Origin of the sequence: Rhizobium indicum (assembly GCF_005862305.2) — a bacterium.
Lineage (GTDB): Bacteria > Pseudomonadota > Alphaproteobacteria > Rhizobiales > Rhizobiaceae > Rhizobium > Rhizobium indicum.
The window spans coordinates 129,374-144,399 of sequence record NZ_CP054023.1 but is presented as its reverse complement, the minus strand read 5'-3'; the positions used below and the strand labels follow the sequence as shown (position 1 = coordinate 144,399).

The 15,026-nt window shown below is 62.0% G+C and carries 14 protein-coding genes; 10 read left to right on the top strand and 4 right to left on the bottom strand.

Annotated elements, in window-relative coordinates; all coding sequences use genetic code 11:
- Positions 1-88: 88 nt before the first annotated feature.
- The 7 genes from FFM53_RS30420 to FFM53_RS30390 are packed head-to-tail and all read left to right on the top strand — an operon-like array spanning position 89 to position 7,946.
- Positions 89-1,768, top strand: coding sequence for an ABC transporter substrate-binding protein (locus tag FFM53_RS30420; RefSeq protein WP_138389610.1), 1,680 nt, complete (start codon positions 89-91; stop codon positions 1,766-1,768).
- A gap of 19 nt (positions 1,769-1,787) precedes the next feature.
- Entirely contained in the window at positions 1,788-2,768 is a 981-nt protein-coding gene (locus FFM53_RS30415; RefSeq protein WP_138389611.1) for an ABC transporter permease, read from the top strand.
- Positions 2,768-3,670: an ABC transporter permease gene (locus tag FFM53_RS30410; protein ID WP_138331443.1), complete on the top strand. Its 903-nt coding sequence runs from the start codon at positions 2,768-2,770 to the stop codon at positions 3,668-3,670. The genes FFM53_RS30415 and FFM53_RS30410 overlap by 1 nt, the downstream gene beginning before the upstream one ends.
- Entirely contained in the window at positions 3,667-4,482 is an 816-nt protein-coding gene (locus FFM53_RS30405; protein WP_138389612.1) for an ABC transporter ATP-binding protein, read from the top strand. Before FFM53_RS30410 ends, FFM53_RS30405 begins: the two co-directional genes overlap by 4 nt.
- The gene (locus FFM53_RS30400) at positions 4,479-5,405 is read left to right on the top strand and encodes an ABC transporter ATP-binding protein (protein ID WP_138389613.1); all 927 of its coding nucleotides are present in this window, start codon (positions 4,479-4,481) and stop codon (positions 5,403-5,405) included. The genes FFM53_RS30405 and FFM53_RS30400 overlap by 4 nt, the downstream gene beginning before the upstream one ends.
- Before the next feature lie 11 nt (positions 5,406-5,416).
- Positions 5,417-5,887, top strand: coding sequence for a GNAT family N-acetyltransferase (locus FFM53_RS30395; RefSeq protein ID WP_138389614.1), 471 nt, complete (start codon positions 5,417-5,419; stop codon positions 5,885-5,887).
- Positions 5,888-5,924: 37 nt separating this feature from the next.
- The gene (locus FFM53_RS30390) at positions 5,925-7,946 is read left to right on the top strand and encodes a beta-N-acetylhexosaminidase (RefSeq protein WP_138389615.1); all 2,022 of its coding nucleotides are present in this window, start codon (positions 5,925-5,927) and stop codon (positions 7,944-7,946) included.
- 96 nt (positions 7,947-8,042) lie between these two features.
- On the opposite strand, the gene FFM53_RS30385 is transcribed toward FFM53_RS30390, so the two are convergent.
- Positions 8,043-8,504, bottom strand: a complete 462-nt coding sequence (locus FFM53_RS30385; protein WP_138389616.1) for a winged helix-turn-helix transcriptional regulator — start codon at positions 8,502-8,504, stop codon at positions 8,043-8,045.
- A gap of 90 nt (positions 8,505-8,594) precedes the next feature.
- On the opposite strand from FFM53_RS30385, the gene FFM53_RS30380 reads away from it, so the two are divergent.
- Together FFM53_RS30380 and FFM53_RS30375 are read left to right on the top strand one after the other, a co-directional pair.
- Positions 8,595-9,410 carry an oxidoreductase gene (locus tag FFM53_RS30380; protein WP_138389617.1) on the top strand — a complete coding sequence of 272 codons (816 nt, stop codon included), beginning with the start codon at positions 8,595-8,597 and terminating at the stop codon, positions 9,408-9,410.
- A gap of 50 nt (positions 9,411-9,460) precedes the next feature.
- Positions 9,461-10,462, top strand: a complete 1,002-nt coding sequence (locus FFM53_RS30375) for an NADP-dependent oxidoreductase (RefSeq protein ID WP_138389618.1) — start codon at positions 9,461-9,463, stop codon at positions 10,460-10,462.
- A gap of 104 nt (positions 10,463-10,566) precedes the next feature.
- Here the strand turns inward: FFM53_RS30375 and FFM53_RS30370 are convergent, their stop codons facing one another.
- A complete protein-coding gene (locus FFM53_RS30370; RefSeq protein WP_484573301.1) occupies positions 10,567-11,430 on the bottom strand; it encodes a helix-turn-helix domain-containing protein in 864 nt (287 codons plus the stop codon).
- 154 nt (positions 11,431-11,584) lie between these two features.
- Between FFM53_RS30370 and FFM53_RS30365 the strand changes: the two genes are divergently transcribed.
- Positions 11,585-12,499 (top strand): DMT family transporter, encoded by a 915-nt coding sequence (locus FFM53_RS30365; protein WP_138389619.1) that lies wholly within the window; start codon positions 11,585-11,587, stop codon positions 12,497-12,499.
- 35 nt (positions 12,500-12,534) lie between these two features.
- On the opposite strand, the gene FFM53_RS30360 is transcribed toward FFM53_RS30365, so the two are convergent.
- On the bottom strand, positions 12,535-13,737 hold the full coding sequence (locus FFM53_RS30360; protein ID WP_138389620.1) for an ROK family transcriptional regulator: 1,203 nt from the start codon (positions 13,735-13,737) through the stop codon (positions 12,535-12,537).
- A gap of 84 nt (positions 13,738-13,821) precedes the next feature.
- Complete coding sequence (locus tag FFM53_RS30355) at positions 13,822-15,021, bottom strand: MFS transporter (RefSeq protein ID WP_138389621.1); 1,200 nt, start codon at positions 15,019-15,021, stop codon at positions 13,822-13,824.
- Positions 15,022-15,026 lie beyond the last annotated feature (5 nt).

Below are 15,026 nucleotides of genomic sequence, written 5' to 3'. Positions count from 1 at the left end.
TCGGCAATTGACGTGTCGGCGGGAAACTGACTATCAATATTAAATCAATTTGATTGACTTCAAAAATAAAGAACAAGGGAACGTTGGGATGAGATCGAGCAAGCGCGTATTCCGTGACATTTCCATGCGTGCCGGCTGGGCAGTGCTTGTCGCTTTCGCGGCGGGCAGTGCATCCGCAGAGTCGGTGCTGACGATACATATCGAGGAGCAGTCCAGCTGGGTGCAGAACTTCAATCCGTTCGACCTTGCCGGCCGCCGGCAGAGCACCATGGATTTCATCTACGAACCCTTGGTCATCTTCAATGCGGAGGATGGCGGCAAGCCGGTGTTTCGTCTGGCGACCGACTATAAATTTTCCGAGGATATGAAATCCGTCACCTATACGCTGCGATCAGGCCTGAAATGGTCGGACGGTCAGCCGCTGACGTCGGCCGATGTGAAATACACGATCGATCTCATGCTCAAGAACGCCGCACTCGACACCGTCGGCGTCGGCGTCGGCGAGACCGTTGCCTCCGTCGAGGCGCCGTCGGCAACCCAAGTCAAGATCGATCTCAAGGCGGTGAATTCCGATTTTCCGGAAACGCTCGCCGACCTCGCCGTCGTTCCCGAGCATATCTGGAAGGATGTTTCCGATCCGGTCGCCTTCAAGAACGAGAAGCCTGTGGGGTCCGGCCCGATGACGGAGCTGCGCCGTTTCACGCCGCAGGTCTACGAGCAATGCCGCAACCCGAACTACTGGGATGCCGCCTCGCTGCATGTCGATTGCCTCAGGCTGCCGCAGATCTCGGGCAACGACCAGATGCTTGCGATCCTGCCGGAAGGCAACATGGACTGGATCGGCTCCTTCATTCCCCAGATCGACAAGACCTTCGTGGCGCTCGATCCCGACCATAACGGCTATTGGCAGCCGCCGGCCGAGACCGTCGCTTTCCAGATGAATTTCAAGAGCGGCAATGAAGGCAATCTCGAGGCCTATAAGGACCTGAACTTCCGCCATGCCTTCAGCCTCGCCATGGATCGCACGTCGATGGTCGATATTGCGGGCTTCGGCTATCCCGTCGTCAACGAACATGCGACCGGCCTGCCGCCACGCTTCGAGACCTGGCGCAACAAGGGCGCCGAAGGCGACAAGGACGCCTTCATGGGTTTCGATACCGAGAAAGCCAACAAGATCCTCGACGATGCCGGCTACAAGAAGGGTGCAGACGGCTTCCGCACGACGCCGAGCGGCAAGCCGATCGCCTTCGCGATTATCGTTCCGAACGGCTGGACCGACTGGATCGATGCGGTGCAGATCGCCGTCGAAGGATTGCGCGCCGCCGGCATCAACGCGTCGGTCGCGACCCCGGAATATGAACAGTGGCGCAAGCAGCTCATCGACGGCAGCTTCGAGGTCGTCATGAACTCCCGCGCCGATGGCGCAACGCCGTTCCGCGGCTATTACCAGAACCTGTCGACCGCTTATGGCGGGCGCATCACCGGCGCGCCCTCGCGCTATTCGAACCCGAAGCTGGACGCCCTTTTCGATCTGTATCTGAAGGCAACATCGGAGGACGATCACAAGAAGATCTTCAACGACATCCAGCTGCTGATCGCCGACGACTTCCCCGTCGTGCCGGTGTTCAACGGGCCGACCTGGTATCAGTTCTCCAGCAAGCGCTTCACCGGCTGGGTCACCGACAAGGATCCCGTCATGAACCCCGAGGATCATGACAACAACCGCATGCGCCTGATGCATCTGCTGCGCCTCAAGCCGGTCAGTTGAGCCTCGCGAGGGAGCGGAAATGCGCATTTCGAGCCGGCGCCTCGGCGTCTATGCGGTCGCCCTGGCGTTCGCCATCGTCGTGAACTTCATTCTTCCCCGGCTCATGCCGGGGAGTCCGGTCGACGCTATGGTCGCCCAGCTAGGTCCGCGGGCGACACCTGCCGCCGTCGAGGCGATCAAGGCGCGCTTCGGCGCGGTCGACCAGCCGATGCTCTGGCAATTCGTCGATTACCTCAAGGGGCTTGCGACCTTGGATCTCGGCGTCTCGGTCAAATATTATCCCCAGACCGTCGTCCAGGTTCTTGGCCGGTCGACGCTCTGGACGGTCTTTCTCGTGACGACCGCGATCATCTTTTCGCTCTGCGTCGGTGTCGTGCTTGGCGCGGTCTCGGCCTGGCGTCGCGGCGGGCGCTTCGACACGATCGTCTCGCCGCTCTCCGTGATCATGATTTCGGTGCCGCCTGTCATCGTGGCGCTGACGACGCTTTTCGTCTTCGCGGTCTCGCTGCGCTGGTTTCCCGTGGGCTATGCCTACGATCCGAACCTCGATCCCGCCTTCAATTTCACCTTCATCGGCAGCGTCTTCGCCCATGCGATCCTGCCGGTGCTGACGCTCTCGCCGTTCCTGATCGGCGAATTCCAGACGACGATGCGCTCGTCGATGATCTCGGTGCTCGGCGAGGACTATGTGACCATGGGGCGCGCCAAGGGGCTCAGCCATCTCACTGTCATGTTCGGCTACGGCGCCCGCAATGCCATGCTTCCGGTGCTGACCAACCTGGCGCTGATGCTCGGCGCCGTCTTTGGCGGCTCGATCGTCACCGAGATCGTCTTCAACTATCCCGGCCTGGGACTGACGCTCTATACCGCGAGCATCGCCCGCGATTACCCGGTCATCCAGGGACAGCTGCTGCTGATGACACTCGCGACGCTCGGCGCCAATTTCCTCGTCGACATCATTTACGGGCTCGTCGATCCCAGATTGCGGGAGGCCGTATAATGGGCTTCGGGCTACGGTCTATCCTCCGCCAGAAGAAAGCCCTGGCCGGCCTCGTCATCATTGTTGCCCTGTGGCTGATGGCGTTGTTTGCGCCGATCATTGCGCCCGGCGAGCCCGGAGCGCGTGTCGGACGCTCGCACCAACCGCCGTCGATCGAACATGTCATGGGCACCACGAAGATGGGGCGGGATGTCTATCGCCAGTTCGTCTGGGGCGCCCGCAGCTCTCTCTCCGTCGGCTTTGCCACGGGCATTGCCATCACCATTGTCGGCACGGCCATCGGCCTCGTCGCCGGTTATGCTGGCGGCAAGACCGATGCGGTGCTCGATCTTGCGACGAATGCCGTCCTGGTCATCCCGAACATGCCGTTGCTGATCCTGCTCGCCTCCTTCGCCGGCACGGTCGGGCCGATGGCGATCATGTCGATCATCGCGCTGACCTCCTGGCCTTGGGGCGCCCGCATGACACGGTCACAGACGATGGCGCTTCGCAATCGTGATTTCGTCACGGCTTCCAAGATGATCGGCGAGCCCGCCTGGCGCATCATCTTCGTGGAGATCCTGCCGAACCTGACGACGCTGATCGGCATCAATCTCGTCGGCAGCATCATCTACGCCATCGTTGCCCAGACGACGCTCGAATATCTCGGCTTCGGGGATCCCTTGAAGGTCTCCTGGGGCACCATGCTTTACAACGCCCAGAATTCCTCGGCGATCATGGTCGGCGCCTGGTGGGATATTGGGGTGCCCGCGGCAGGCATCGCGCTCACCGGCCTTGGCCTTGCGCTTTTGAATTTCACCTTCGACGAGATCGCCAATCCGCAGCTTCGCTCCGGCCCGGCGCTGACACGCTGGTTCCGCCTCACCCGCGCCCGCAACAGAGAATTGGAGCTTGGCCGATGAGCGACAATCTTCTGGAAATCGACAAGCTCAATGTCGACTACCTCGTCGACAAGGGAGAGTTCCGCGCCGTCAAGGATGTCTCCTTCAATATCGGCCGTGGCGAGATCTTCGGGCTGGCCGGTGAATCCGGCTGCGGCAAGAGCACGATCGCCTATGCCATCACGCGTCTTTCCAAGGCGCCTGCCTGGATCAGCGGCGGCAGCATAAGGCTCGATGGACAGGATCTCCTGAGGCTGCCGGAACGCGAGTTGCAGAGAATCCGCTGGAAGCGCATCGGCATGGTCTTCCAGAGCGCGATGAATTCGCTCAATCCGCTGATGCGGGTCGAGGCGCAGTTCCATGACGTTCTGCGACGACACACAGGCTGCTCGCATGAGGAATCAAGGGCTCGCGGCGAGGAAATGTTCCGCCTTGTCGGCATTCCCACGCATCGCATCGGCGATTACCCGCACCAGTTCTCCGGCGGCATGCGTCAGCGCATCGTCATCGCCATCTGCCTGGCGCTGAGACCCGAGCTTATCATCATGGACGAGCCGACGACGGCCCTCGACGTGGTCGTGCAGCGGGAGATCCTCGAGCAGGTCGTCGATCTGCAGCGGACCTATGGTTTCTCGGTGCTCTTCATCACCCATGACCTGCATCTGATGGCGCAGCTCTGCCAGCGCATCGGTGTCATGCTGAAGGGCGAACTCGTGGAAGTGGGGGACGTGCGCCAGGTCGCCCAGGCGCCGCTGCACGATTATACCCGCAAGCTTTGGAATGCCATTCCGCAGCTTCCAGGCAATCCGCATCACTCGGGAGTCTTGGCATGAAGGCGGAGACAAATCCTGTGGTCGCTGAAGCCGTGATCCGGCTCGAAGATCTCACGCGTAATTTCGGCCCGGTACAGGCGCTGAAAGGTGTGTCCTTCTCGCTCTTTCCCGGTCGGGCCCTGGCGCTGGTCGGCGAATCCGGCTGCGGCAAGACGACCTGCGCCCGCATCATCGCGCGCTTGGACAAACCGACGGGCGGCAGGCTGTTTTTCCGCGGGCAGGATCTGACCGTCCGCGGCGAGGCAAAAGATGAGCATCAGTATCGCAGGGAGGTGCAGATGGTCTTCCAGGATCCGTTCTCATCGCTCAACCCGGCCTTTACGGTCAGCCATCATCTGGCGCGGCCGCTGCAATTGCACCGGCAGAGCGGCTCCAGGGCGGATCTTGCCGAAGAGATTGCCCGCCTGCTGACAAGCGTCGGGCTGGAACCTGATTTGACCAGGCAGAAATTCCCGCATGAACTCTCGGGCGGCCAGCGGCAGCGGGTGAATATCGCGCGCGCGCTTGCCGTTGCGCCGAGCGTGCTGGTGGCCGATGAGCCGACCTCGATGCTCGATGTCTCCATCCGCAAGGACATTCTCGATCTGCTCGCGACGGTGAAACGGGAAAATGACCTGGCCTTGCTCTATATCACCCACGACATTGCGACGGCCGCACATGTGGCCGAGGAGATCGTCGTCATGTTCGCCGGCCAGATGGTCGAATGGGGCGACACCGATACGGTTCTGTCCGATCCGCGCCATCCCTATACAAAATTGCTGCTTTCGGCCGTTCCGGATGGCAGCCGGCCGTTCGTGACCGGCGGAAGCGCGCGTTTCCTCGAACAGGCGGAAAAGGTACGCTCGCTCAGCCGTCCGGAATCGGCTGTCATCGAGCAGGTCGGCTCCAACCATTTCATACGCGCACTCGGCGTTTCCAGCTGAAGGATGGCAAAGTGGACTATCTCGTTAACCTCTCCACCCTGCCGCCAGACACGCAGTCGCCCGAACGAATGGCACGCGAGGGTGTGACGATCCGCCGGGCTCTGCCGCCGGAATTCCGGCTGATCACTGGCTGGATCGCAGAACAATTCGGTGAGGGATGGGCGAGCGAGGCGTCCGTCGCGATGACCCGCCAACCGCCGACCTGCTTCATCGCCACGCGCGAGCAGAAGCTCGTCGGTTTTTCCTGCCATGAAGCGACGGCGCGCGGCTTCTTCGGACCGACCGGCGTCGACGAAGGCCTTCGCGGGCTCGGCATCGGCCGGGCATTGCTTTTTGCCAGCCTGAACGACCTGAAAGCGATGGGCTATGCCTATGCGATCATCGGCGACGTCGGCCCCTCGGCCTTTTACGAAAAGGCGGTCGGAGCCGTGCCGATCCCCAATTCCGCTCCCGGCATTTACGCCGGAATGCTCAAGACCTGATTTGTAAAAGCCCGATCTTCAAAAGGAAAAAGTGACCATGCCCACATCGCGACCGAAAACCCTGCGGCTTGAAACCCTTTGGAATCCGCCTGCGGACGGCAAGGAATTTACCTACGTCCTGCGCCTCAAGAACCTCGGCACCGAGCCGCTTTCGAATTTTTCGCTGTGCGTGAGCGGCCCAGGTCGTGTCGATCCGGCCGGGCGCGTCGAAGGCGCCACTGTCTCGCAGCGGCTCTCGAATTTCACCGAATTCCAGCCGCCGGCCAATTTCGTTCTCGGCGCCGGCGAGACGTGGACGATCTCGGTCTACGCGCTGAGCTGGCAGTTCCGTCACTGGACGGACGGCGCGACGAGCGGCTATCTCGCGCTTTCCGACGGCAGCACGATCCTGCTCACCATAGAGCCGACGCGATCTTCGGTCAGCAATGCGCCGCTGAAGCGTGGCGCCGAGATCTTTCCGGTGCCGGTCAATGCGCCCGTTCAGGTGTCGATCATTCCCTGGCCGAACCATGTGGCGGTCACTTCCCGTCGGCCCTTGCCGGCCGGTTTTGCGCCGCAGGCGCAGAGCGCTGAAGGGGAGGCGGCAGCCCGCAGTTTCGCAGCATTGGTCGAGCATCTCTTCGCCGTCGAAGGCATCGTGCGGAGCGAGGCGGAAGGCGCGGTTCCGGTTGCCCTGAAGGATGCCGCCGGCTTCGGGCCAGAGGCCTATCGGCTGAGCTTCGAGGGTGAGACGATCACGATCGAGGCAAGCAGCCAGACCGGCTTCCTCTACGGCCTCGTCACACTCGGCCAGATCTGGCGCGGTGCAAGGCTGCATCCCGAGGTCTTCCAGTTTCCGGCCTCCGGCGAGATCGTCGATGAGCCGTCGATGGGTTGGCGCGGCCTGCATCTCGACGTCGCCCGCCAGTTCTATGGCGCGGCTGAAGTCAAGAAGCTGCTGGCGGTGCTTGCCTGGAATAAGCTCAACCGCTTCCACTGGCATCTTTCCGACGACGAAGCCTGGCGCGTCGAGATCGACGCCTATCCTGATTTGACCGCGGTCGGCGCCTGGCGTGGCCACGGCCTTGCCGTTCCGCCGCTGCTCGGTTCGAGCCCGGCCCGCACCGGCGGTTACTACACCAAGGCTGCCATCCGCGAGATCGTCGCCCATGCCAAGAGCTTCGGCGTGGAGATCGTGCCGGAGATTGATGTCCCCGGCCATTGCTACGCCATGCTGCAGGCAATACCGGAACTGCGCGATCCAGCCGAGGTCGGCAGCTATTATTCGGTTCAGGGCTTTCCCGACAATTGCATCAATCCGGCCCGCGAGAAGACCTATGAGATCATCGAGACGATCCTCTCCGAACTCATCGAGCTCTTTCCGTTCAAGATCATCCATCTCGGCGCCGACGAGGTTCCGCTTGGTGCATGGTCCGGTTCGCCGGAAGCGCTCGAACGCCTGCGTAGCGTGGCGGGCGACGAGGTTGCCGATGCACATGCCAAGCGGCTGAACGTCGTGACCAATACCCATGGCGCCGACGACATCCACGGCTCGGGTGCCGCCATCCTGCAGGCGGAATTCCTGAACCGCGTCCAGCGCTTCCTTGCGAGCAAGGGCTGCATCACCGGCGGCTGGGAAGAGGCGGCCCACGGCGATGTCATCGACAAATCCAAGAGCTATCTCTGCAGCTGGCGCAATGTCGAGGTCTCGGCCGAACTTGCCGAGCGCGGCTACGAGATAGTCGTCTGCCCCGGACAGGTCTATTACCTCGACATGGCGCTCAGGCCCGACTGGGACGAGCCCGGCGCCAGCTGGGCGGGGACTTCGGATGCCGAGAAGCTCTACAATTTCGACCCCATCGGCGGCTGGACGGCGAGCCAGAAACAGAAACTCCTCGGCATCCAGGCCTGCATCTGGTCCGAGCCGATGACGGATCGGGCCGTTTTCGACCGCCTCGTCTTCCCGCGCCTTTCCGCGCTTGCCGAAACGGGTTGGACGAAGCCGTCATCCAAGTCGTGGGAGCGTTTCAGGGCGCTCGCAGGACTGATGCCGCTGCTCTACGGGCTGCAGCAGTCTTAGCGCCCGGATCGGGCTGGATTTTGATTTAAGGATCACCCTTGCCATCACCGGAGGCGGCGATGGCAAGGATACTGACATCGCTTTCAACGGGTGTTGTCAGGTGCGTTCATCTGCCGCTGGCAGCTGACATTCGGGTGCGGCGATACGAATAGGACGTGTTCCAATCTCCGCGCCGGTCGCGCGGTCGATGGTGACGGGATCGATCTCCGTTCCGGTCTCGGCGTCGAAGAAGCGGGTGACTGCACCGCCGCCGCGGTGCTTGCGGCCCCAGGCGCCGATCGCAAACAGCACCGGCAGAAAGTCGCGGCCGGCTTCCGTCAGCACATATTCGTCGCGCGGCGGACGCTCGGAATAGCGACGCTTTTCCAGCAATCCTTCCTCGGTCAGCGATGACAGCCGCCCCGTCAGCATTGTCGGGACGATGCCGAGGCTTTTGCGAAATTCATCGAAGCGGGTCAGCCCCGCATGGGCGTCGCGCATGATCAGCATGCTCCACGCATCGCCGACGAGCGCCAGGCTGCGGGCGATCAGGCAGGGTTGTTCGGAAAGATTCTTCATGTCAGTATCTTTTTAGTAGTGACTTGCTATCGATTTGATAGTAACAGAATGCGCATGGATGTTCCACGACAAAAACGAAGGCAGACGTCAATGAGCAAAAGAGAACGCGGCATTGCCCTGGTCACCGGGGCTTCCTCCGGCATCGGGCTGGTGACGGCGAAGGCGCTGCGGCGCGACGGCTACCGGGTGTTCGGCACCAGCCGAAAGCCGATGGCCGACACCGCCGATGGGATCACCATGCTGGTCTGCGACGTCATCGACGATCAGTCCGTGCAGAGCGTCGTCGACGAGGTTCTAAAACGCACGGGACGGATCGATCTTCTGGTCAACAATGCCGGAATCGGCCTGCTCGGCGGCGCCGAGGAATCGACGACGGCGCAGGCCAAAGCCGTATTCGACGTCAACGTCTTCGGCACGATGCGCATGACCAATGCGGTGCTGCCGGTGATGCGGCGGCAGCGCGGCGGTCGGATCATCAACCTGAGCTCGATCCTTGGGCTGATCCCGGCGCCCTTCAACGCGCTCTACGCAGCGACCAAGCACGCGGTCGAAGGTTATTCGGAATCCCTCGATCATGAAGTGCGCACACAGGGCATCCGCGTCGTGCTCGTCGAACCGGGTGTCACCCGCACCTCCTTCGAGGAGAACATCACGCGCCCCGACCGGCCGCTTGCCGTCTATGACGCAGTGCGCGCCGACGCGGAGAAGCTGATGCGCGAGATCGTCTCAAAAGGCGATGCGCCCGAGGTGGTCGCCACAACCGTCATCCGGGCCGCCAATGCGGCCTCGCCGAAGAGACGCTACACGGCCGGGAAAGCAGCAGGCCAGGTGCGCTTCATCCGCCGCTTCCTGCCCGAGTCCTTCGTCGACAAGAGCCTCCGGAAATTCAACAAACTTCCCGCTTGAGCCTGCCTTGCCGCATTGCCGGCTCATCCCAGAAACGAAAGTTCGCCCTCATGAAAGCATTCCTGATCGATCGCTACAAGAAAGGTGGCGCCCTCAGGCTCGGCCAGAGCCCTGAACCGCAGCTGCGCAAGAACGACGTCATGGTCGAGATCCATGCCGCCAGCGTGAACCCGCTGGATGCCAAGATCCGGGACGGAGAGTTCAAACTCATCCTGCCCTACCGGCTTCCGCTGGTGCTCGGCAACGATGTCGCCGGCGTCGTGGTCCGGGTGGGCGCCAATGTCCGGCAATTCAAACCCGGTGACGAGGTCTATGCGCGTCCTGATCAGGATCGCATTGGCACGTTCGCCGAGTATATCGCCATCGACGCTGCCGATGTTGCGCTGAAGCCCGCCAATCTCAGCATGGAAGAGGCCGCATCCATTCCGCTTGTGGCGCTGACCGCATGGCAGGCGCTGGTCGAGCGCGCCAAGCTGCAGAAAGGCCAGAGGGTGCTGATCCATGCGGGTTCCGGCGGCGTCGGCACCATCGCGATCCAGCTTGCCAAGCATCTCGGCGCTCATGTGGCGACAACGGCGAGCACGGCAAATATCGATCTGGTGAAAAGCCTCGGCGCGGACGTGGTGGTCGACTACAAGAAGGACGACTTCGAAAAGGTGCTGAAGGGCTATGACGTCGTGCTGAACAGCCTCGGCAAGGATACGCTGGAGAAATCGCTCGCCGTCCTGAAGCCCGGCGGCAAGCTGATCTCGATATCGGGTCCGCCCGATCCCGATTTCGCGAGGGAAAACGGCTTCGGCTGGCTGCTGCAGCAGGTCATGCGCTTCTTGAGCTTCGGCATCCGGCGGAAATCGAAACGCCGGGGGATCGGCTATTCCTTCCTCTTCATGACGGCAAACGGCGCGCAACTCGGCAAGATCACCGCGCTGATCGAGGCGGGCGCCATCCGCCCTATCATCGACCGGGCCTTCCCGTTCGAGAAGACCAACGAGGCGCTGGACTATGTGGAAACAGGCCGCGTCAAGGGGAAAGTCGTCATCGCGGTGAAGTGAGGTCTGGAAGGCCGAAGAGCCCTCGGCCTAGCCAAGCGCCTTTTGCAGGACGCCGAAGCGCGGATTGGCTTCGGAAAAGAGAAGTGCGGTCGAGCGAAGGGGCTTCACTGTCGTTGCCGGTAGGCAGAGGGTGTGATGCCTGTGCCCAACTTAAATGCCCGTGTCATGTGGCTCTGGCTGCTGAAGCCGCAGGCCGAAGCGATCTGCGCTATTGGGTCCATGTCTGATAACATCGATTTGGCGCGCTCGACACGCCGGTGGGCCACCCAGCCATGCGGAGACACACCGTAGCTTGCCCGGAACATCCGCTGAAAATGAAACGCGCTGAGCTGCCCGATCGCCGCCAGATCCTGCAAGCGGATTGTCTCACCGAGATGGGCCTCGATATACTCCAGACTCCGGCGCCGCACATGAGGAGCAAGCCCGCCGCTGATCGCGCAGGGACGCATTCCTCCATAACGCGGATCAACGAAGAAATCGTTGATCGCCTGCGTCATCGCTTCCTCAGCCAGCAGATGGCCGCCCGCCAACATCGCTTTCGTCATCTGCCGAAGCGTGTGCGCCAAGGCGGGTGCATCGGCGAAGGTTACTTCGGGAAGAGCCATGAGCCGAGCATCGCGGTCAAACGTCTCAGCAAACATCCGGCGCATCTGATCGTCGGGAAGATACAGATGGACGAATTCGGAGAATTCGGTGATTTCCCATGCGGATGAGTGCTCCTGTGGCATGATGCACAGGACCCCCGGACGGCCGCGCGCGCCGGGGCTGCCATCCAGACGACGCGTTCCGGCGCCGCCCCTGAGATAAAGACTGAACGTATGACCGTTTGGCCGCTCATAGCTCATCCTGTCCTGTGCATTGCTCCAGATTGCAGCTGATCGCCCGAAACCCAAATCGATGGACTGTGACATCCGTGCAGTGGGAGATGCGGACAAAAACCTGAAAACCGAGAGGCGGCTATCTTTCACCAATTCTTCCCCACACCTGACCATGCCGCGCGAACAATACCGGCGGTCGACCCGCATGGCGAGCCGGAAGTCCGGGCAAATCGATTTGATAGCAAGAATCTGCAAGAGGCCTGCGCACGGTTCGCCTATTGGTCGGGAAAACGAGGATCACTCCATGGCAAATGCCGCTCTCTTCATCGCGACCGTCCTCATATGGGGGACGACTTGGATCGCCATTGCGATGCAGGTCGGTCCCGTGCCGGTCTTGGTCTCGGTCTTTTACAGATTTGCGGTGGCAGCAGTGATCCTGGTCACCATCCTGGCCGTCATGCGGCGGCTCAAGCTCCCTGCCTTGCGCGATCAACCTTTCATCCTTGCGCAAGCGCTCTGCCTGTTCAGCCTCAATTTCATCTGCTTCTACAACGCCGCCGCCTCTATCCCGTCCGGGCTGATCTCCGTGATCTTCTCGCTCGCAACGATCTACAATGCCGTCAATGCGCGCCTCTTCTTCGGCGACCGCATTACAGGCCGCACGCTTCTCGCAGCGGCGCTCGGAGCAACCGGCCTTCTCCTCCTTTTCGGACCGGACGTTGTCGTCGATTTCGATATGGGCACGTTGAAAGGGATCGGGCTCGCAGCGCTTGGCACGCTGTTCTTCTCGCTGGGCAATATGGCATCGCGTCGAAACAGCGCGGTCGGAATCTCACCGCTGACCGCCAATGCCTGGGGGATGACCTATGGCACGATCATCCTCCTGTTCCTGATTGCCGTGACGCAAACGCCGATCGTGGCACCGCCCAACATCACCTATCTTGCCGCGCTGCTCTATCTCGCGGCCATCGGATCGGTGATCGGCTTCACCACCTACCTCATGCTGGTGTCCCGCATCGGCTCCTCACGCGCCGCCTATGCTACCGTCCTGTTCCCGATCGTCGCCCTGTCATTGTCGACGGTCTTCGAGGGCTACCACTGGACCGGCCTAGGCCTGCTCGGCCTGGCGCTGACGCTTCTCGGGAATGTGGTCATCTTTGCGCCACCTCTAGCCCGTCGCCCGCCGCAGTCAGAGGCGAGGCTGCCGGCAGGCGGATGAGAGGCCGGCCTCGGCAATCTCCCGGGCGAAGGTAGCTAGCCGAGCGGCTTTTGCAGGACGTCGAAGCGCGGATTGGTTTCGGAAAAGATCGGCAGGGCGGCGGCGCCGAGGATTGCCGTATCCTTGCCGGTCGTGCCGATCATGACACGGGGCACCGCCCGTTTTTGATTAGGGTCGATCGGGGTGTGCAACGGCTCCAGCCGCTCTGCAAGCCGAAGCATCAGCGACGTCGAGATGCTGCCTCCGAGTACGATGGTCTGCGGATCGAAGGCCAGTTCCAGAAAATCGACGGTCTGCCGTAGCGGCTGGACGGCCTGATCCAGCCAGGCGTCGAGACCTTCGCTGCCCTTGGCGATCAGCGCGTCGAGATCGTCGGGCGACAGCTCCTCGGCCTTGGCAATGCCCATGTATTCATAGGCAACGGCCGGCGAGACGTAGCGATCCAGACAGCCGCGCTTGCCACAGCTGCAGAGCTTGCCATGCGGTTCGACGATAATATGCCCGATCTCGCCGGCATTGTTGCGGCTACCCTTGTAGAGGTGGCCGTCGAGGAACATTCCGGCGCCGATGCCCCCGCCGCCGGCGAGAAACAGATAGACGAAGCTGCCCAAACCGCGGGCGACACCATGAAGACGCTCGCCGATCGCTGCTGCCGTCGCATCGTTCTCGACCAGCACCGGCACTTTTACCCGCTGTTCCAGCTCGTGCCCAACGGGAAAATCCTGCCAGCCGGGCAGGTTCAGCGGGCTGAGAGAGGTGGTGCCGCCATCGGCATAGCGGCCGGGCAGGGCCATCCCGACGCCGAGCAGCCTATTCCGGTCGAATGCGAAGGCTTGCTGAAGATCCTCGACGATGGCTTGGAGAGCCGGCATGGCCCGTTGCGGATCCGGATGTTCGACGTGGCGCTCGATGCGCGCGCAAACGGCGCCGGAGAGATCCGTCAGGATCCCACTTGCGCGCTGGCGGCCAAGTTCGAGGCCGATCGAATAGGCGCCGCGCGGATTGATGGTGTAGGGGATGATCGGCTGGCCGCGCGCCAGCTTCTGCGCCTCGGACGGGACGAGAAGGTGGGATCTCTCCAGTTCCTCGACGATATTGGACACAGTCTGGGCGGTCAGCGCCGTCATCCGGGCGATCGCCGCACGCGACAAGGGACCGTTCGTGCGGACAGCCTCGATCACCACACGCCGGTTGTGAGACTTGGCCTGCTCGAGATTCGTGCCGGAGATCGCCTTCATGTCGCCTTCAAAGGAAATGGTGCGTCACCCTTGTCACAAGACGAACACCGATGAAAGCTCCATTCTTCGGAACGACTTATTTGCTCAACGGACACCGCGTCTGTGCAAGAGGCCGATGATCGCTATTCCGGACAATCCGGTGACGGCGCTCAGGATCGCGGTTCCCGAATAGCCTGTCACATAGGTGCCTGCGGCAAAGACCAGCGCGCCGATCCCGGCGCTGGCAAAGATATTGACGGAGATCAGGGCGCTGCCGAGGCCCGGCCGGTCGGCGATCAGATCCTGCAGATAGGTGATCGGAATGGTGATGATCGCCGACGCTCCGATGCCTGCAAGTAAGGCGAGCGCATAGAGGTGCCACGGCTCGGAGGCAAAGCCGAGCAGGCTGAGGAACACGGCATAGATGATGGTACCGGCGGCCAGCGCCGTCATCTGGCCGGTCTTCCTCGCGATCCGCGACCAGACGATGATGAAGACGACTTCCAGCAATGCGACGATGCCAACGAGAATGCCGACGTCGCTCAGCCTGCCATGCGCGGCACCGGTGGCGATCAATGGCAGAAGGGCGTCATTGAGATGCAGCGTGCTGGTGATGAGCGCCACCCCGCAAATATGCGCCGAGATGCGCGGCGAAACCACCTGGCGAAGCGCGCCGAGATAGCTGAGATGATGAACTGCTGCCATCTCCGTTCCCGTCCGCTTCGGCAGGGCGAAGACGATGATCCCCTGGCAGAGCAGACATGAGATGCTGGCAAAGAGGTAGGCCGGCAGCATGCTCGATGCGCCAGACAGCAGCAGGCCAGTTATCCCTGGGATCAGCACCCAGGACAGCGAGATCATGGCGCGCACGCCGGAGTTGGCCGTCACCATGTCGCTTCGGTTCATGCCGTGCATGGCCGCGCGCGCATTGGCAAACAGCAGCGAGTTCAGCGCCCCGTAGATCGGCAGGGGCAGCAACCCGCTGATGACGAATATGGCCGCAGTCGGAAAGGCGTAGACCATGCCGTAGCCGACGATGCCGAAGAGGCAGGCGCCGATCATCGTCGAGCGGTACTCGCCCAGCCGGTCGGCGAGATTGCCGAGCAGAATGCTGATGACGACGTTCACCGCCGCCGAGACGAAACTCAGGAAGGAATAGAGGCCGTCGCTTAAGCCCAATTCGCGGATACCCACGACCGAACGGTAAGGTGCGGTCATCGCCCCCGCCATTCCGAAGGTGAAAATGGCGATCATGCTGGCGCGGATCGCCGGATTGCGGAAGACGTCGGGGAAAAGGCGGCTCATGCGGG